This window comes from Pseudaestuariivita atlantica, from assembly GCF_001205715.1.
Lineage (GTDB): Bacteria > Pseudomonadota > Alphaproteobacteria > Rhodobacterales > Rhodobacteraceae > Pseudaestuariivita > Pseudaestuariivita atlantica.
This window is the reverse complement of the sequence record NZ_AQQZ01000004.1, coordinates 250,082-266,477: the sequence shown is the minus strand read 5'-3', so window position 1 is coordinate 266,477 and position 16,396 is coordinate 250,082. Positions and strand designations below refer to the sequence as shown.

Here is a 16,396-nt window from a genome sequence, read left to right as displayed (position 1 = left end):
GATGACCGCCCCCCGCCGCCGCTGCAAGCGGGTTAGACGCCCACGGACACCGATTGTGGAGGCAAGGTCGGCTGGCCGATCTTGAACCGGACGAGGGTCGCGCCGCCGCTCAGCGGTTCGGCCTCGCATGTCAGCGACCGACCGTCGAGATTGCGGACCACCGCGCTCCACTCTTCGCGCGGGCCATAGGACATGACGTAGTCGCGGATATCGGTCCATGCGGGCGACGGATGGCAGCGTGACTGCCAAAGTTTCGAGGTGGTCTGCACGGTCACGTCGCCCAGACCGGTATCGGTTTCGACCCCCCAAAGCCGGTCATAGGCCGTGTTCGAAAACGTCAGCCGCCCGGATGGAGAGAACACCGCAACCGCGGTTTCCAGCGTGTCGAGCACCGCGTGCCCGATCTCAAGCTCTTCGCGGAAGCGGCGGGTCAGCGAAATCTCGGCGCTGATGTCCTCGAACAGGAAGGCGATGGCTCCGTCCGGGTGGGGGCGTCCGGTGACGCGGTAGGTGAGGCCCGAAGGCAGGTTCCACGTTTCGGAATAGCGCCCGTCGCTTGCCGCGATCACCACGTCCGCCAGCGTTTCGCGCCAGCCGGTATAGTTCTTGGGTTCGGGCATCACGTGGTTTTCACGCAGGCCGTCGAAGAAGGACATCAGGTTCGGCCGTTGCGACAGGAATTCGGGCGACAGGTCCGTCAGGTCGATCAGCGCGGGATTGAACAGTGCAAGCTGCCGGTCGCGATCAAAGATCGCCAGCCCGATGGACAGGTGCGCAAAGGTCTTGGTCAGGGTCTGGACAAAGTTGCGCTGGGCGGCCTCGGCCCGGACGACCGCCGTGACCTCGGTCGCGAAGAACAGCGTGTTCGGCCCGTGCACGCTGCGACTCACATCGAACCAGAGTTGCTTTTCGGGGTCCGGCGATCCGATGGCGCAGCGCCGGTGGTTCACCGTGCCCGACATGCCAAGATCGCCGACATCGAACAGGACCTCGTGCGAGGCGCGCGCGCCCAGATGGGATTGTGCCATATCCCAGTAGGCGGCGTTGCCCCATGCCAGCGCGCCCTTGTTGTCGAGGATCCACATCGGGTGCGGTGCGCGTTCCGCCGTGCTGGCCATGGCGCGGACCTGCGCCGACAGCATGACGCCCTGCGATGCCCCGTCGGCCTCTTCCAGCGTGATCGTCGTCACCGCGTCCCGTGTCGTCAGGACCAGCCGCGCGGGATCGTTGGGCGCATCGGCGGCGGTGTAGACGACGGCCTTGCCGTCTGTCATGTCGGGAGGGATTTCGGGCAGGTCGGGAAAGCGGTGTTCGAAGACGGCCCGCACGGCGGCCCAGCCATCATCGCGGTCGATCAGGTCAAGCAACGCACCGGCGGCGGCGCTGGTCCGGGTGATCCGGCCTTCGGACAGGACAAGGACAATCGGATCCTTCGGCGCGGGGTCCCGGCGCAACCGGTTCGGCGAAGCCGACAGGAATCGCACCGTGAATGCGGCGGTGCCCAGCGCCGCGCCGAGAATGACGGCCAACTCCAGCCATCCGAAAGTCAACATTCCGTTCCCCTTCCGGTTGAAAGGGTTTGTTCGCGACGGTTAACAAATCGTTAATTTGGCGTCCGGATATGTGGATATTCCGTAAACGATCAGGGCAGGATCAGCTGGTTCGGGGTTAGCGCGGGGCTGGGCGTGTCGCTGCGCGCCACGTCGATCATCGCGCGTCGCCACAGCACCTCGACAATGGCGCCGGACCCGCGCGTGCCGTTATACGCGCCATTGGCAAAGGTCAGCTCGGCCCCCGTCCGTTCCAGCAGCGTCTTGGCAATGAACAGCCCCAGACCCATGCCTTCGTATTCCGGGCGCTGGTGACCGCGCGCGCCGTCGCGGCGCCGCCGCATGAACGGGTCGCCGATCCGTCCTATCAGGTGCGGCGGAAAGCCCGGCCCGTCATCCTGTATCCGGATCGAGATGGTGTCGTTCGTCCACATCGTTTCGATCCAGACGGCGCTGTCCGCGAAATCGACGGCGTTCTGCACGAGGTTGCGCAGCCCGTGAATGATCTCGGGCTGGCGCACGATGACGGGCTGGATCGACCCGCCGGGATCGCCGGACAGCGCGGATTGCGACAGCGCCTTGCCGCGGTCCTGGTGGGGTTCGGCAGCCTCGCGGATGATCTCGCTCAGCGGGGCTTGTTTGAGATGTGAATCGTCCTTGCCCGCTCGTCCCATCGACCGAAGGATGTCGCGGCAGCGATCCGCCTGTTCGCGGATCAGGGCCGCGTCTTCGCGCTGGTCGCCCTCCAACTCTTCCATCAATTCCGCCGAGGTCAGCTTGATCGTGGCTAGGGGCGTGCCCAGTTCGTGCGCGGCGGCGGCAACCACTCCGCCCAAGTCGGTCAGCTTCTGCTCCCGCGCCAGCGCCATCTGCGTCGCGGCAAGCGCGTCGGACATCGAGTTGATCTCGGTCGTGACGCGCCGCGAGTAGACGCCGACGAAGACGATCGCGATGACCAGAGCGGTCCAGTGGCCGAACTTGAAGATATCGGGCATCGACAGGATCGTGCCCTGCGCCGTGACCAGCGGCACGTGGACGAACACCATCGCGGTTGTCAGGGCCAGGGCCGTCGCGCCCACGAACAGGGCCGCGCCCAGCGACAGGACGGTCGACGACAACACCACCGGCCCCAGCACGAGCATGGCGAAGGGATTGTTCAGGCCGCCGGTCAGAAACAGCAGGAAACACAGTTGCAGAAGGTCGAAATAGGTGGTCCAGAGGTTCTCGGTTTCCGACAGCCGCTTGTTCTCGGGATAGACGAACATCGCCACGACGTTCGACGCCGCCGACAGCCCGATGGCGAGGAAACACAAGCCCAGCGGCAATTGCAGGCCGAACACCCATGTCGCGACGGTGATCGCAAGGATCTGGCCGGTGATCGCCACCCATCGCAGCACGATCATCGTGCGCAGTCGGATCCAGTTGCCGCGTTGCGTCCCCGCCGGTTGGGTCGTGTCAGGTTGCCGCATCGCGGAATTGTTCCTTGCTGCACTCGTTGCGGAAGGTAGGTCTGTCACTGTCTTAACGCAAATCACCGGAGGTCGCATGATCCGCATCGCCGCACTTGTCGCCACCCTTGCCATCGTGGCGCTGATCGGAAGCCTTTGGTACGTCACAAGCCGCGAGGCGCGCGACGTGTTCGCCGCCTGCCGCTCCGGCGTTGCGGGCGGCGATATCGGCGGGCCTTTCACGCTTGTGAACGGCAACGGTGAAACGGTGACCGATGCCGATGTCATTACCGAACCGACGCTGATCTATTTCGGCTACACGTTCTGCCCGGATGTTTGCCCGCTGGACATGGCCCGCAATGCCGAGGCGGTGGACCTTCTGGCGGACGAGGGTATCGACGCCACGCCGGTCTTCATCACCGTCGATCCCGCGCGGGACACGGTCGACGTGGTGCGCGAATTTGCCGACGTCTTCCACCCCAGGGCCATCGGGCTGACGGGAACGCCCGAGCAGATCGATGCCGCGGCCAAGGCCTATCGCGTGTTTTACCGCGCCCATGACGACGGGGATGAATTCTATCTCGTCGATCACTCCGTCTTCACCTACGTGGTTCTGCCCGGACACGGGTTCGTCGATTTCGTGCGCCGCGACACTTCGCCCCGGCAACTGGCGGACCGTGTCGCCTGTTTTGCAAACGCGGCCTGATTTGACGGGTGCGGGGCTGCGCATTACCTACCGGTGGAAAGGCGTTGCTTGATGAAGGACACATTCATGGCCAATGCGGCTGCTCTCGATCTCGGGCCTGACCCGACCCTGCTGCTGGTTGACGACGACGAAGCGTTTCTGAAACGTCTTGCCAAGGCGATGGAAAAGCGCGGATTCTCGGTTGAAACCGCGGGTTCCGTCGAAGGCGGCAAGGCGATCTGCACCGCGCGTCCGCCCGCCTATGCGGTGGTCGACCTGCGGCTGGAGGACGGCAACGGGCTGGATGTGGTCGAGGTCCTGCGCGCCCAGCGGCCCGAGGCGCGGATCGTGGTGCTGACGGGATACGGCGCCATCGCCACCGCCGTGGCCGCGGTCAAGATCGGTGCGACGGACTACTTGTCGAAACCGGCGGATGCGACGGACGTGGTGAACGCCTTGCTTGCCCAGCCCGATGAACTGCCACCGCCGCCCGAAAACCCGATGAGCGCCGACCGCGTCCGGTGGGAGCATATCCAGCGAGTGTACGAGCTGTGCGACCGCAACGTGTCGGAAACCGCGCGCCGCTTGTCGATGCACCGGCGCACTCTGCAACGTATCCTCGCGAAACGCAGCCCGCGCTGACCGGGCGAGCGCCTTCGGTCAGCCGCGCAGGTTCTTGGCCGATTCCATGATCTCGTCGTACTGGCCCGAGGGGCGGAACCGCCACAGGTAGTCGGGCAGAACGGCCTCTGTCGCCGTGGGCGTGATCCCCAAATCGGCGAGCGTGCGCGCACCTTCGGACACCACGTTGTCGGTGCGCAGCGACTTGACCTGGTCGAAGGTGATCACCTTGTTCTTTACAAGGCCAAGCGTCGCGTACTGCATCACGGTAAATCCGAAGGCCATCAGGTTGCCCACGAAGAACGGCATGTTCAGGACAAGCCTGCGACGATGGATCACCGCCAGCATCTCGTGCATCCACTCGGTGAAGGTCTGTACGTCAGGTCCGCCCAGTTCATAAACGCCGGGCGCAGCCTTGCCGGTGACGGCCATTTCCGCCGCCTCGGCCACGTTGTCGACATAGACGGGCTGGAATTTCGTGTCGCCGCCCACCACCGGCAGGATCGGGCCAAGACGCGCCATGCCTGCGAACCGGTTGAAGAACTGGTCTTCGGGTCCGAAGATCACCGACGGGCGCAGGATCACGGCCTGCGGCATGTGTTCGGTCACCGCCTCTTCGCCCCGCGCCTTGGATTGCGCGTACTGGCTTTCGCCGTCGATATCGGCCCCCAGCGCCGAGATGTGGACCATCGTGCCGACACCCTGCGCGGCGGCGATCCGGGCGATCCGGCCCGCGCCTTCGACATGGATGTTCTCGAACGAGTTGCGGCCGCGGGCATCGAAGGTGCCGACGCAGTTCACCACCGCGTCCGCGCCGGTCATCACCGATGCCACGCTCGCGTCGTCGCGGATGTTGCAGAAGACCGGTTCGACCTGCCCGACCGAGCCATAGGTTTTGACGAACATCGCCTCGTTCGGGCGGCGCACGGCCACGCGCACGCGCCATCCCGCTTTCGCCATGCGGCGTGCGATGTACCGGCCGACAAAGCCCGATCCGCCGTAAATCGTCACCAGTTTCGACATCGGCTGCATCCTTTGGTTCCCTGCGGTCGGGCATAAACCGGCGGGTGCGGGCAGACAAGGGCTACTCGGCGGCGCGGTCCGTCTGAAGCGCCGCCGCGCCGGTCTCCGTCAGGTCATAGACGCCGGGCGAGACGCGTGCGAACCAGCCATAATGGTTGTCGGCCATCATCCGCGTGGCGCGGGGCACCTCGGCGCCTTTCGCCACCACGGCGCCCTTGGTCGCACCATGGACCGACAGGTACCTGGCGCAGCGCCATGCCTCTTGCCGGTAGGCGGTGACTAGGCCGTTGCGATCGCTGCCCCCGGTCGTCGGGTCGCCGCGCCTGCGGTCGAATTCCTGCAGCAGGGCGGTCTTGCGCGGGCGGCTCTTGCGCGGGGTGAAAGTGGTCGGGTCGGCGTGGCACTGCACCGATCCGTCCGGTGCGACACTCAGCACGCCCAGCGCCAGCCGCTTCGCAAGGCCGACATTGGCCTTGAACGCGCGCCATCCGGCCTTTCCCTTCCAGCGCGGCACGGCGACATAGACAAGGTCGGTGATGCGCTGGCGCGCAACCGCCTGGTGCAGGAGCGTCAACGAAAAACCGAGCTTCAATTCGACGATCAGCGTCTCGTCATTCCGGCAGGCCACCACGTCGGCCGCGCCGATTTCGCCCTTCACGTCAAAGCCGCGCGCGGTGAGGTAGGCCTTGATCGGCGGGTAAAGCTCTGTCTCGCGGGTCTGTGCCATGGGCAGAGGTTACCGCCCCCGCCGCCGCTCCCAAAGGCCCTGCCTGTGCGTCGGGCAATGCGTGAGTCCTTTTTGCGACAAAGCCCGTTGACTTGCCCTCGCACCCTGCGTATCTGACCCGTCACCAACCCGTGCCCAGATGGCGGAATTGGTAGACGCGCTAGCTTCAGGTGCTAGTGTCCGTATGGACGTGGAGGTTCGAGTCCTCTTCTGGGCACCAAATTCCCGAAATTTTTTCCATAGCGTCGTGGCGGGATCAGTTCGGCCGGCACGGTTTCGCATAGATCGCGACGCGGCGGTTTTCGGTTGCGTCAGGCGCGAATCCCACCAGCAGCTCCTGTTCGCCCATGGCAAGCACCTCGACAATGCGGGTCCGGTCGGCGATGGTTCCGGCAAGGTAGGACGCCACACGCTCCACCCGTTTTCGAGACACCGTGAGGTTGGCATCGGCCGGGCCGGAGCTGTCGGAATGACCGACCAGCCGTAGGCAGGCGTCCTGCAGGACCGACGTGTCGAGCACGCGGGCGAGAAGCGCCAGACGCTGTGCCTCCCCCGGTTTCAGCGTGTCGCCGGTGGCGAAGAAGATGTGGCTTTCCATCAGGCGCTGAAGATCCGGCGTGGCCTCTGCCACCGGTTCGGACGGTCCGTCGCACCCGATGGCGCGGACGCCGTATTTCTCGGTCACTTCGCGGCATTCTTCTGCCGTCAGGGCAGCAGCGGACTGGGCCAGCGCCCATGCCGCGACACACCCAGCCAGAACCGTTGCAAAACGCGACTGCACCATGGCCAAACACCTCGTCTTTCGGGGGTGTCTACGCTGATTCCGTCTAAGGAACCGTGAACGCGAAAAAATTGCGAACGGCGCGTGCGCGTTCACGGAATGTTAGACCGCCACGGTGCATCCCGGTCCCCGATGACGAGGGTTACTGCGATGGGACAAAGCGCGCGATTCGTCTGGCTGGATGCGTGTCGGCTGATCGCCGGGGTGTCGATGGTCGGGCTTCATGCGACGGCCGATGCGAACGGTCAGCCTTGGGTCGACTACGACCCCGGCGAACGCGTTTTGCCGATGCTATTGCGCGCGGTGATCTATACCGCGCGGACCGAGTTGTTCATCGTCATCTCGATCTTCCTTCTGATGATGGCGCTGGACCGCCGCCCGCGCGGCTATCGCCAGACGATCGCCGAACAATCGCGCCGCCTGCTGGTGCCGTTCGCGTTCTGGGTGGTGTTCTACGCGGCCTACACGCTCATCAAGGCGGACAGCTTCGGATACGCGGATGCATGGTTGGCCCAGCTTTCGGACCCTGCCGCATGGGCCGGGTTCCTCGTCCTCGGTGACGTCAAGTACCACATGCATTTCATCCCGACGCTGTTCGGCCTTGTCCTGTTCTACCCGCTGTTCCGGATCGCCGTCGCGCATCCCTGGACCGGGTTCGTCGTGCTGGCCTGCCTGATCGTGAAGCGCGAGCTTGATGTTATGCTCTGGTCCACGTTCTGGAGCGCGGACTGGCTGCCGTGGGCCGTGCGTGCGGTCAAGATCGTCACATATATCGGCTATGGCATGGTCGCCGCAGCCTTCTGGGGCATCTGGAGCCGGACCCGGATGGAGGACCGCGCGCCATGGGTGCCGCTGATCCTGTTCGTCGGCGGGCTGATGTTCCTGATCAAGCTGGTGGCGACCTACAAGACCGTTGAAACCGGTGCCTGGCCTCATTCCTACACGCCCGGCTACTGGGCCGACTTTCTCATGCCGGTGGCGCTCTTCGCGCTGTGCCTCTGCCTTGCGCACAAGGCGTGGCCGCCGGTCCTGTCGCGCCTCGCGCCCTATTCCTTCGGAATCTACCTGTGCCATCCGATCTTCCTCGACATGGCAGAGATCGCGCTGAAGGGCACCGACCTGGCGCCGATGGCGCAGATCGGGATCAAGATCGGCTGGGCCCTGCCCGCCACCACGCTGTTCGTGATCGTTCTTTCCAAATTGCCGCCCCTTGCCTGGACGGTGGGCCTTGGCCCGCTTCCCCGTCTTCGGTCTCGGGCGGCGCGTATTCCCCAGCAGGAGACCTGAACATGCTCTTCGATATCGAGACTATGCCCGGAGGCATCGCCGTCGTTCGGATGAGGGGAGGGTTGACGCAGGCCTCGTTGCGCGGGCCGCTGAGGACATTGCGGGACAGGTTGCACGCGGCCCACGCCACGGCCGTCCTGTTCGACATGAAGCAGCTGCGGCAGGTGAACCTTGCGGGCATCGCCGCGCTGATCGACCTGTTCAAGTCGCGGAACCCGATCCCGCTGGGTGCCTGCGGCATGCCCGCCCGCGTGGCGGGGATGCTGCGCCAGGTCGGCCTCGATACGCTCATCCCGTCCTATTCCAGCGTCGATGCGGCGCTCAGCGATGCCACGCTCCGGCCGCTGTCCCTGCGTGGCACGCGGGCGGTTCTGCTTTGCGCGGGCAAGGGGACACGGGCCCGCCCGATGACGCAGACGGTGCCCAAACCGATGCTCGACATCGCCGGGCGTCCGATCCTCGATCACGTGCTCGACCATCTCGAACGGTGCGGCGTGCACGACGTTTTGCTGAATCCCGGTCACCTCGGCCCCGTCATCTCCGGTCACTACGCCGCCCAACCCCGCTGGCGCCAGTCGCTGTTCTTCGTGAACGAAGGGCATTGGGCGGGCGGCGACTGGACCTCTGACCCGATCGGCTCTGCCTCCACCCTGAAACGGATGCAGGACGCGCACGGAGCGTTCGACCGCGACTTGATCGTCATGTGCGGCGACGCGCTGACCGATATCGACCTGCCGGCCATGATGGCCCGTCACCGGGCCGAGGACGCGGCGGTGACCATCGCGGTGCAGACCGTGCCGGAAGAGGACGTGTCGAAATACGGAATCGTCGTCACCGATCCGCGCGGCCGCATCACCTCTTTCCAGGAAAAACCATCGCGGGACGCCGCGAAATCGCGCCTGGCGAATGCGGGCATCTATATCTTCTCGCCCCGCGTGCTCGACCTCATCGCGTCGCGCAACGGGCTCGACATCGCCGGCGACCTGATGCCGGCGGTCATGGCGTCCGGCGGGCACATGGTCGCCTATTCCGAGCCGTTCCAATGGGTCGATATCGGGTGCGGGCGCGACTATGCCGCCGCGCTCGACAAGGTCCTCGCCGGGGAAGTGACGGGCGTGAAACCGGACGGGGAGGCGCAGGGCAACGGGCAATGGTTTCACGAGACCGCCCGCGTCAGCCGCCGCGCCTCGATCTCCGGTCCGGTGCATGTGGGCGCGGGCGCCGTGATCGAAGCGGGCGCCAAGATCATCGGGCCCGCAACGATCGGCGCGCGGACACGTGTCGCGGGCAAGACGCTGATCCGGTCAAGCCACGTGATGGCGGACACGTCGGTGTCGAAGGGCGCGATCCTCGACCACGTGATCGCATCCGGCCACTGGGCGGTGGATCACCGGTTCGCCGATGGCCGGTCGGCAGATCACCTTCCGCTTGCGAAGGTCGGCCCATGTGACGCGGCCCCGACCCGGTTCGCCAAAGCGGTATAAACGGGCAACGGGGAGCGCGGGAATGACAGGCTATTTCACCGCCTACGAGCGACGCCTCCCTCCGGCCACGCCGCCGATGTCGGCCCGGCGTGAAGCCGCGTGGCATTTCTGGGCGGCGCTCACCATCGGTCTTGGCCTGTGGTACCTGCACTGGCGGTGGACGGCCTCTCTCAACCCCGATGCGCTTGGATTTTCCATGGCGGTCGCGCTGGCCGAAACCATGGCGTATCTCGGCACGCTGCTGTTCTTCTACGACATCTGGAAGGAAGGCGACACGCCGCGTCAGGCGCCACCGGCGACACGGGCCGAGGTTGGGCTTGACCCGCATGGGGCGGTCTCGGTCGACGTGTTCATCACCACCTATGACGAGGACGTGGACATCGTCGAGCCTTCGATCCGGGACGCGCTGGCGGTGTCGGTGCCGGACGGCGTGACCTGCGCGGTCCATGTGTTGGATGACGGCGACCGGCCGGACATGCGCGCGCTGGCCGGGAGGCTTGGGGCCGGTTATCTGCGCCGCGACACCAACGAAGGGTTCAAGGCCGGCAACATCCGCAACGCGCTGTTCGAGACGGACGGCGACTTCATCGTGATCTGCGATGCCGATACCCGCCTGATGCCCACCTTCCTCGAAAACACGCTCGGCTATTTCCGCGATCCGAACGTGGCGTGGGTTCAGACGCCGCACTGGTTCTACGACATTCCCGAGGGCCAGCCGCTGGCGCGGGTGTGGGAACGGAAGGCCGGAAAGGCCGGGCGCTGCGCCGCCCGCATCTGGGGCGTGTTGAGCGGGCAGACGCATGTCGGACGCGATCCTTTTCACAGCGACCCGGCAGTGTTCTTCGACGTGATCCAGCGACGCCGGAACCGGCATGGCGCGTCGTTCTGCTGCGGTGCCGGATCGATCCACCGGCGCGAGGCGGTTTTCGAATGTGCCCTGCGCACCTATGCCGCCGACCTCGGCCGCCTTCAAAGACGTAGCGGTGTCGCCAGCACGGGACCCTGCGCGGAGCACCTGTCGGGTGACGTGGACCTTCAGCCCTTCCGCTTTCACGTATCCGAGGACCTGTTCACCTCGATCCTGTTGCACAGCGATGATGCCGCCGCGTGGCGGTCGGTCTATCACCCGCAGGTCGAAAGCCGCATGCTCAGCCCGTGGTCGATGGATGCCTGGGCGACCCAGAGGCTGAAATACGCCGGCGGAACCTTCGACATTCTCTTGCGCGCGAACCCGCTTTTCCGGCGCGGGATGCCGTGGCGGATCAAGCTGCATTATGCCGCGACCTTCTGGTCCTATCTCGGCACGCTCTGGATGCCCGTTCTGCTGTTCGCGCCCGGCATCTCGATGCTGCTTGGCGTCGCCGCGGTCGAGGCGTATTCGATCACGTTCTTCGCCCACCTGTTGCCCGTCCTACTTGCGAACGAGGTCGCGATGTCCATCGGGTGCAAGGGGCATGACAAGACCTCCGGTTCGATCATGTGGCTGTCCTCCTTTCCGCTGACCCTGCGCGCGCTGTGGCTGGTCGCGCGCGGCAAGCGTCCGAAATTCCCGCCGACGCCCAAAACGCCGGGCCGTGGTGCCTCCTACCGCCACGTGCGCGCCAACATCGCGATCCTCGCCTTTTTCGCGCTCGCTGCCGCCTGGGGCATCTGGGCGCATTTCGCCGGGTCGATCGCCCATTCCGGCGCGTTCATGGTGGTGAACCTGTTCTGGCTTGGCTGGAACGCGCTGGGTGTCGGGCGGATCATCACGGCCGCGTCATGGCAGCCCAAAAACGAACTGAACATTCGAACGCAAGACCAACCGGGGGAGGCCCAAGATGCCCGCAACCTTCAACCTGTCTGACTATCGCAGCTCGATCCTGTTCGCGGGTGGCTTGGTGCTTGCCGCGGGCCTCGCCATGTCGCTTGACGGTGGCCTGCGCCTTCTGGCCCTGTCCGGCGCGACCAAGGTCGACTATGCAAGCGAGGGTCTTTTCACACCCGCCGCGCCGCGCGCGTTGTCCGATGCGGAACGCGAGCGCGCGGTCGTGGCCTGGGCTTATATCGAGCAAAACACGCGCGCCGAGACCGGCTGGGTCGACAGTGTCGCAGGCTTCCCCTCGACCACGCTCTGGGACCAGGGTTCGTACCTTCTGGGGCTGGTTGCCGCGCGGCAGCTCGGATTGGTCGAGGATGGCGATTTCGACGACCGGGTGCGCAGGATGCTCGACAGTTTCGCACGCCTCCCCTTGCATGACGACAAACTGCCGAACAAGGTCTACGACACCCGGACGCTGGCGATGGTCGACTATGCCAACCGTCCTGCGCCCGAAGGCGTGGGGTGGTCCGCGCTCGACATCGCCCGCATGCTGACCGCCTTCCGCGTGCTTGAACGGCACATGCCGCAATATGGTGGCGAGATCCGTGACGTCCTATCGACCTGGGATCTGGCCTCGATGGCCCAAAACGGCGAACTTTATGGTGCCGAACGTGCGGATGGGGAGACCCGCCTCGTGCAGGAAGGCCGCATGGGGTACGAGCAATACGCCGCGCGCGCGGCGGCGATGTGGGGGCTGGACGTGGTTCAGGCGATCTCTGCCGAACGCGTGCTGGATTGGCACACGGTTTCGGGTGTCGACGTGCCGGTGGACCTGCGCGAACATACCGCGTTCCAGGCCATCACCCCAACCTTGTCGGAACCCTACCTGCTGCAGGCGTTCGAATTCGGCCTCGACAGCGAGGCGTTGCGGCTCGCCGGCCGCGTCTACGCCGCGCAGGAGCAGCGTTACCGGTCCACCGGATTGCTGACCGCGGTGAGCGAGGATCACATCGATCGCGCGCCGCATTTCCTGTATTCGTCCGTCTTTGCCAACGGGAAAGCGTGGAACGTCGTTGCCGAGGATGGAGAGGCCCATACCGATCTGCGCACGCTTAGCCTCAAGGCGAGTATCGGCTGGGATGCCCTGTTCGATACCGCCTATTCCGAAGCGTTGGTGACCGCCGTGGATCCGCTCGCCGACCCAGAGCGCGGCTGGCCCGCCGGGATCTATGAAGCGGATGGAGCGGTGAACGATGTCTATACCCTCAATACCAACGCCATCGTTCTCGAAGCCCTGCATTTCACGGCCCGTGGCCCTTTGTGGAACGTGCGGTAAAAGCAGTTCAGATCGCGCCACGCGCGGTCAGGCGGCTTTCGAAACGCGCCGGATTGACCGGTTGCTGGGTGCTCAGGGGAGGTAGTCGTTCAACGACGTGTACCCTTCGACGACCGCTGCCGGAGCGGGCGGTTTCACGGCGGGGCGGATCACGCGGACCGACAACCGGCGGCGAATCCGCTCCAGCAGGTCGTAATCGATCCGGCCCGACGGGATCAGCCCCTCGTCCGACTGGAACCGCGCGATAGCCAGACGGGTTTCCTCCGTCATCCTGCCACGCGCCGCCGCAGCCGAAAGGTAACCCAGTTCGATCAGGCCATCCTGCACCTTGCCGACCTGCAGGGCCGTAGGAATACGGGTGACTAGCCGCTCGCGCAGATCGGCCTGGCGGGGATGTTCGACCGGCAGGCTCAGACAGGTCCAGTACGGCACGCGCGCATGCCGCCCCAGCAATTCGATCGCCCCCAGCTCGACCAGGTTGCGCACGGCCTGTCCAAGGCTTTCCACCCGCGTCACGCGCAACGTGGCATCCACGCCTGTCATCTCGATCAACCCGGAGGCGCCGGTGCGAAAGCCGCGCGAGGTCACGACCATGGAATTCGCCACGGACCCGCCGGGCACGACGCGGCGGCTGGGATACTGGACGAGGTGCAGGTCCACCGTGACCACCGTATGCGCGCCGTTCCCGCCATAGACCGTCTTTTCCTGCCCGAGAGGCGTGATCGGGCCCGAGGCATTGCCGACATTCACGGTCAGGCTGCCTTCGGACACGTTGTTGTCGAGCTGGCTGATCGATCCGCGGATGTAATGGCTTGGCGTCACGTCTTGGTCGCTGGCGATCCGCACCTCGAACTGGCCGTCCTTCTTGATGATCGCCTGGTCGACGAACACGTAGGCGCTGTTCGACCGGTTCATCTGGTTGATGGCGTTGATCAGCATGTCGTCGGCACCGACCGCCACGCGAAAGGTTTCGTCGGGGATGTCGGTGGACGAGATCAGCGTCGTGCCCCGCCCGGCGCGCGCCAGCAATCCGTCCATGCAGCGCAGCGCACCGTTGAAATTGGTGAAATTCCGCGCCGGTGGCGTGTTGGGTTCGGCGGCCACGGGCGCCATGATCGCCCGGTCCGGCGTGCACGCGCCCAGCCCGGCCAAGACCGCGCACACCGATGCCGTTCGCCTGATCCAACCCAGCATTGCGAGCCTCCACACCCTGAAATCGAGTGGAAGGATGCCGCACCGTGCTGAAGGTGCCGTTAACCGCAATCGCCGTATCGCGGGAGTTTCACCGCAAGTTCGTTCAAATTTGCACAATCGGGTGGAGGCGCGTTTACCGATCTCTCATATCCGGGGCGATATCCAAGCGGCAATGTGACGAAACCGGGGTAAGGTGCATGGTCGGGTTGTTCCGCAAGGTGGTGTTAATGTCGCTGGCGCTGGCTGGCGCGGCGACCGTCGCGAAAGCCGGTACCGATGTGCCGCGCCTGCCGCTGAATGCCGATTACTGCACGATCCTGCGGGCCTTCACGGACGGGCCTGACCGGAATTGCCCGACCCTGCCAAGGCCCACGGCGACGCGCAGCGTGTCCCATGCCGCGGTGCCACCGGGTGATGCGCTGGACGAGCGTGGTTATTTCATCCGGTTCGCGTTCGATTCGGCCCAGTTGACCCCGGCCTTCCAGCGGCACCTCACGCAGGTGTCACAGGTTCTGCGGTCTGACGCGATGTCTGAACTGTGCCTGCTGCTCGTCGGCCATACTGACAGCCTTGGGTCGGCAACATATAACGAATCCCTGTCGGCGCGGCGCGCACGGGCGGTGAAGCTTTATCTCGAAGGGGTCGCAGGGGTGTCTCCGACACGGCTCGGCACGTCTGGCATGGGCGAGTCAGAGCCGCTTTCCGGGCTCGCGCCCGATGATCCCCGCAATCGCCGGGTGGAAATCCTGGCCAAGCCCCGCGACGGCGCGACCTGTGGGTAGGCAGGCATGGCTTGGCGCGTTGGTCCTGGTATTTGCGTGGACAACCACGCTGCATGCCCAGACCAAGACCGCGCTGGTCATCGGAATTGACGAGTATCATTTCGGTGCCGACCTGCGCACGCCCGCGGCGGATGCGCGGGCCGTGGCGCGGCGGCTGTCGGCGCTTGGCTTTGACACGCACCTCTCGATCAACCCGACACAGCCGCAAATCCTGACCGCGCTGGCGCGGTTCCGGCTGGCCAGTGCCGAGGCGCAGACAACCCTGATCTATGTCGCGGGCCACGGCGTGCGCTGGCGCGGGGACACCTACTTGCTGGCCTCCGACACGCCGTTCGCCGACGGGGCAGGGCTCATCGCGCGCTCGATCCCCGTGCCGGTCCTGCTGGCGGCAACAAGCGACAAGGTGCGCAACAAGATCGTCCTCGTCGATGCCTGCCGCGACCTGCCTCTCGCCCGGTCCGCGCTGGCTGAAATGAGCCGTGTCCCGATGCGCACGCGGGGGGCGACGCAAGCGGGCAGCTTCGTGCTGTATGCCGCTCAACTAGATGGTGTGGCCGAGGACGGGGAGGGCGCGCACAGCCCGTTCGCGGCGTCGGTTCTGTCAGCCCTCGACCGGACCACCGATCTGGACGGCTTTGCGCGCGCGGTCCGGGCCGGGGTGATCGCGCGCACGAGGGGGGCACAGATACCGTGGTCGGAATCGTCGATGCTCACGACGCTCGACCTGGCCCATCAGTGACCTGTCGGGTCGAAGAACGACGCGCCGTTCTGCGCGCGGATCGCGAATTCCACCTGCGGTTTGGTTCGCGGAATGGGTTGCGGCATGAAATCCGGATCGACCGGGGCATAGGCCGCCAGCAGCGCGGACGGGCCGGCGGTCGCACGCTCCACGGGGGCTGACCACGCCCGCGCATCCCGCACCCCGCGATCCGCCGCCCGCGCCAGCCATCGAAGGTAGGCCGCGACCATCGCGATGCCGTCGGTCTGGGTGCGCAGCAGCACCACCTCCCCCCGCTCGATCACAAGCGACGTGCCGGGTCGCGCAAGGATCGCCAGCACGTCATCGTCCACCGGCTCGTTGAACACCTTGGGGATCGACCGGCTGGTGCCGTAATTCAGTGCCGAGATGCGGGCATCCCACGGCGCGTATCCGGCCAGCCGCACCACCCCGGTCCGGTCGGCCGTCAGGACCAGCCCCGGCGCCCGCGCGGTGCACCCGCGCAGTTGCACGCGGCAGGTCACCGTCCACATCGGCGTCCGGTTGGTGCCGTTCACCGACAGGAACTGCGCCGTGCCGTCGGTGCGGATGTCGGCGAGAATGTTCGATTCACGCGCACCGCCACCCCGCGGAAACGCGACCGATCCGGTCACGGCGAGGCCAAGGAAGGCCAGAAGGCAGAATTGAGCTGCTCGCATATCGGTCTCCAATCAAGCGCGGCAAGAAAACGCGCGCCCGTTGGCAGCGGCATGGGGGAATTGCGGCAGCGACGCGGAGAATGCCGAGACATCGGCTAAAATGCTCGCCAATCCCCCGACCGGGGGGGTCGGCATGGCGCTCAAGCCCACCGGTGCATGGATGAGGGCGTGATACGAGCGACGCCGGGCCGCGCCTTGGGAGCGCGACCCGGAAAAGATTTGCCTTGCGAGCGTTGAGGGTCGGGAAGCGAGGAGACACTT

General features: G+C 65.7%; 15 protein-coding genes and 1 tRNA gene. 9 read left to right on the top strand and 7 right to left on the bottom strand.

What is annotated here, in order from left to right:
• Positions 1-32: 32 nt before the first annotated feature.
• Both ATO11_RS10670 and regB read right to left on the bottom strand, forming a co-directional pair.
• The gene (locus ATO11_RS10670; RefSeq protein WP_050530854.1) at positions 33-1,553 is read right to left on the bottom strand and encodes a PAS-domain containing protein; all 1,521 of its coding nucleotides are present in this window, start codon (positions 1,551-1,553) and stop codon (positions 33-35) included.
• Positions 1,554-1,642: 89 nt separating this feature from the next.
• Complete coding sequence (regB, locus tag ATO11_RS10665) at positions 1,643-3,019, bottom strand: sensor histidine kinase RegB (protein WP_050530853.1); 1,377 nt, start codon at positions 3,017-3,019, stop codon at positions 1,643-1,645.
• A 76-nt stretch (positions 3,020-3,095) separates the two neighbouring features.
• Between regB and ATO11_RS10660 the strand changes: the two genes are divergently transcribed.
• Both ATO11_RS10660 and ATO11_RS10655 read left to right on the top strand, forming a co-directional pair.
• A complete protein-coding gene (locus tag ATO11_RS10660) occupies positions 3,096-3,704 on the top strand; it encodes an SCO family protein (protein WP_050530852.1) in 609 nt (202 codons plus the stop codon).
• 66 nt (positions 3,705-3,770) lie between these two features.
• Positions 3,771-4,325, top strand: coding sequence for an ActR/PrrA/RegA family redox response regulator transcription factor (locus ATO11_RS10655; RefSeq protein WP_050531099.1), 555 nt, complete (start codon positions 3,771-3,773; stop codon positions 4,323-4,325).
• An 18-nt stretch (positions 4,326-4,343) separates the two neighbouring features.
• Here the strand turns inward: ATO11_RS10655 and ATO11_RS10650 are convergent, their stop codons facing one another.
• Together ATO11_RS10650 and ATO11_RS10645 are read right to left on the bottom strand one after the other, a co-directional pair.
• Positions 4,344-5,327: a complex I NDUFA9 subunit family protein gene (locus ATO11_RS10650; protein ID WP_050531098.1), complete on the bottom strand. Its 984-nt coding sequence runs from the start codon at positions 5,325-5,327 to the stop codon at positions 4,344-4,346.
• Between the two features lie 61 nt (positions 5,328-5,388).
• Positions 5,389-6,054, bottom strand: coding sequence for a DUF2161 domain-containing phosphodiesterase (locus tag ATO11_RS10645; protein WP_050530851.1), 666 nt, complete (start codon positions 6,052-6,054; stop codon positions 5,389-5,391).
• Positions 6,055-6,187: 133 nt separating this feature from the next.
• Here ATO11_RS10645 and ATO11_RS10640 point away from each other — a divergent pair.
• Positions 6,188-6,274, top strand: a tRNA-Leu gene (locus tag ATO11_RS10640).
• A gap of 36 nt (positions 6,275-6,310) precedes the next feature.
• On the opposite strand, the gene ATO11_RS10635 is transcribed toward ATO11_RS10640, so the two are convergent.
• A complete protein-coding gene (locus ATO11_RS10635; protein WP_050530850.1) occupies positions 6,311-6,838 on the bottom strand; it encodes an OmpA family protein in 528 nt (175 codons plus the stop codon).
• Positions 6,839-6,967: 129 nt separating this feature from the next.
• Here ATO11_RS10635 and ATO11_RS10630 point away from each other — a divergent pair, with 129 nt between their 5' ends.
• Genes ATO11_RS10630 through ATO11_RS10615 form a run of 4 tightly spaced genes read left to right on the top strand, consistent with a single transcriptional unit; the run spans position 6,968 to position 12,743 of the window.
• Positions 6,968-8,122, top strand: coding sequence for an acyltransferase (locus tag ATO11_RS10630; RefSeq protein WP_207382958.1), 1,155 nt, complete (start codon positions 6,968-6,970; stop codon positions 8,120-8,122).
• A 2-nt stretch (positions 8,123-8,124) separates the two neighbouring features.
• A complete protein-coding gene (locus ATO11_RS10625; protein WP_082176259.1) occupies positions 8,125-9,606 on the top strand; it encodes a sugar phosphate nucleotidyltransferase in 1,482 nt (493 codons plus the stop codon).
• Positions 9,607-9,628: 22 nt separating this feature from the next.
• Positions 9,629-11,452 carry a glycosyltransferase family 2 protein gene (locus ATO11_RS10620; RefSeq protein ID WP_165586957.1) on the top strand — a complete coding sequence of 608 codons (1,824 nt, stop codon included), beginning with the start codon at positions 9,629-9,631 and terminating at the stop codon, positions 11,450-11,452.
• A complete protein-coding gene (locus ATO11_RS10615) occupies positions 11,427-12,743 on the top strand; it encodes a DUF3131 domain-containing protein (RefSeq protein WP_050530846.1) in 1,317 nt (438 codons plus the stop codon). Before ATO11_RS10620 ends, ATO11_RS10615 begins: the two co-directional genes overlap by 26 nt.
• Before the next feature lie 72 nt (positions 12,744-12,815).
• Here the strand turns inward: ATO11_RS10615 and ATO11_RS10610 are convergent, their stop codons facing one another.
• A complete protein-coding gene (locus ATO11_RS10610; protein WP_165586956.1) occupies positions 12,816-13,907 on the bottom strand; it encodes a peptidoglycan-binding protein in 1,092 nt (363 codons plus the stop codon).
• A gap of 257 nt (positions 13,908-14,164) precedes the next feature.
• On the opposite strand from ATO11_RS10610, the gene ATO11_RS10605 reads away from it, so the two are divergent.
• Entirely contained in the window at positions 14,165-14,719 is a 555-nt protein-coding gene (locus ATO11_RS10605) for an OmpA family protein (RefSeq protein ID WP_165586955.1), read from the top strand.
• A gap of 19 nt (positions 14,720-14,738) precedes the next feature.
• Positions 14,739-15,458, top strand: a complete 720-nt coding sequence (locus tag ATO11_RS10600; protein ID WP_050530843.1) for a caspase family protein — start codon at positions 14,739-14,741, stop codon at positions 15,456-15,458.
• Here ATO11_RS10600 and ATO11_RS10595 read toward each other — a convergent pair.
• Positions 15,452-16,135 (bottom strand): hypothetical protein, encoded by a 684-nt coding sequence (locus ATO11_RS10595; RefSeq protein ID WP_050530842.1) that lies wholly within the window; start codon positions 16,133-16,135, stop codon positions 15,452-15,454. The two genes, ATO11_RS10600 and ATO11_RS10595, sit on opposite strands and share 7 nt — an antisense overlap.
• Positions 16,136-16,396 lie beyond the last annotated feature (261 nt).

What these genes read in the sequence shown, in the direction of transcription:
- ATO11_RS10670 (WP_050530854.1), bottom strand. Translation starts at nt 1,553, where the DNA reads ATGTTGACTTTCGGATGGCTGGAGTTGGCCGTCATTCTCGGCGCGGCG.
- regB (WP_050530853.1), bottom strand. Translation starts at nt 3,019, where the DNA reads ATGCGGCAACCTGACACGACCCAACCGGCGGGGACGCAACGCGGCAAC.
- ATO11_RS10660 (WP_050530852.1), top strand. Translation starts at nt 3,096, where the DNA reads ATGATCCGCATCGCCGCACTTGTCGCCACCCTTGCCATCGTGGCGCTG.
- ATO11_RS10655 (WP_050531099.1), top strand. Translation starts at nt 3,771, where the DNA reads ATGGCCAATGCGGCTGCTCTCGATCTCGGGCCTGACCCGACCCTGCTG.
- ATO11_RS10650 (WP_050531098.1), bottom strand. Translation starts at nt 5,327, where the DNA reads ATGTCGAAACTGGTGACGATTTACGGCGGATCGGGCTTTGTCGGCCGG.
- ATO11_RS10645 (WP_050530851.1), bottom strand. Translation starts at nt 6,054, where the DNA reads ATGGCACAGACCCGCGAGACAGAGCTTTACCCGCCGATCAAGGCCTAC.
- ATO11_RS10635 (WP_050530850.1), bottom strand. Translation starts at nt 6,838, where the DNA reads ATGGTGCAGTCGCGTTTTGCAACGGTTCTGGCTGGGTGTGTCGCGGCA.
- ATO11_RS10630 (WP_207382958.1), top strand. Translation starts at nt 6,968, where the DNA reads ATGACGAGGGTTACTGCGATGGGACAAAGCGCGCGATTCGTCTGGCTG.
- ATO11_RS10625 (WP_082176259.1), top strand. Translation starts at nt 8,125, where the DNA reads ATGCTCTTCGATATCGAGACTATGCCCGGAGGCATCGCCGTCGTTCGG.
- ATO11_RS10620 (WP_165586957.1), top strand. Translation starts at nt 9,629, where the DNA reads ATGACAGGCTATTTCACCGCCTACGAGCGACGCCTCCCTCCGGCCACG.
- ATO11_RS10615 (WP_050530846.1), top strand. Translation starts at nt 11,427, where the DNA reads ATGCCCGCAACCTTCAACCTGTCTGACTATCGCAGCTCGATCCTGTTC.
- ATO11_RS10605 (WP_165586955.1), top strand. Translation starts at nt 14,165, where the DNA reads ATGTCGCTGGCGCTGGCTGGCGCGGCGACCGTCGCGAAAGCCGGTACC.
- ATO11_RS10595 (WP_050530842.1), bottom strand. Translation starts at nt 16,135, where the DNA reads ATGCGAGCAGCTCAATTCTGCCTTCTGGCCTTCCTTGGCCTCGCCGTG.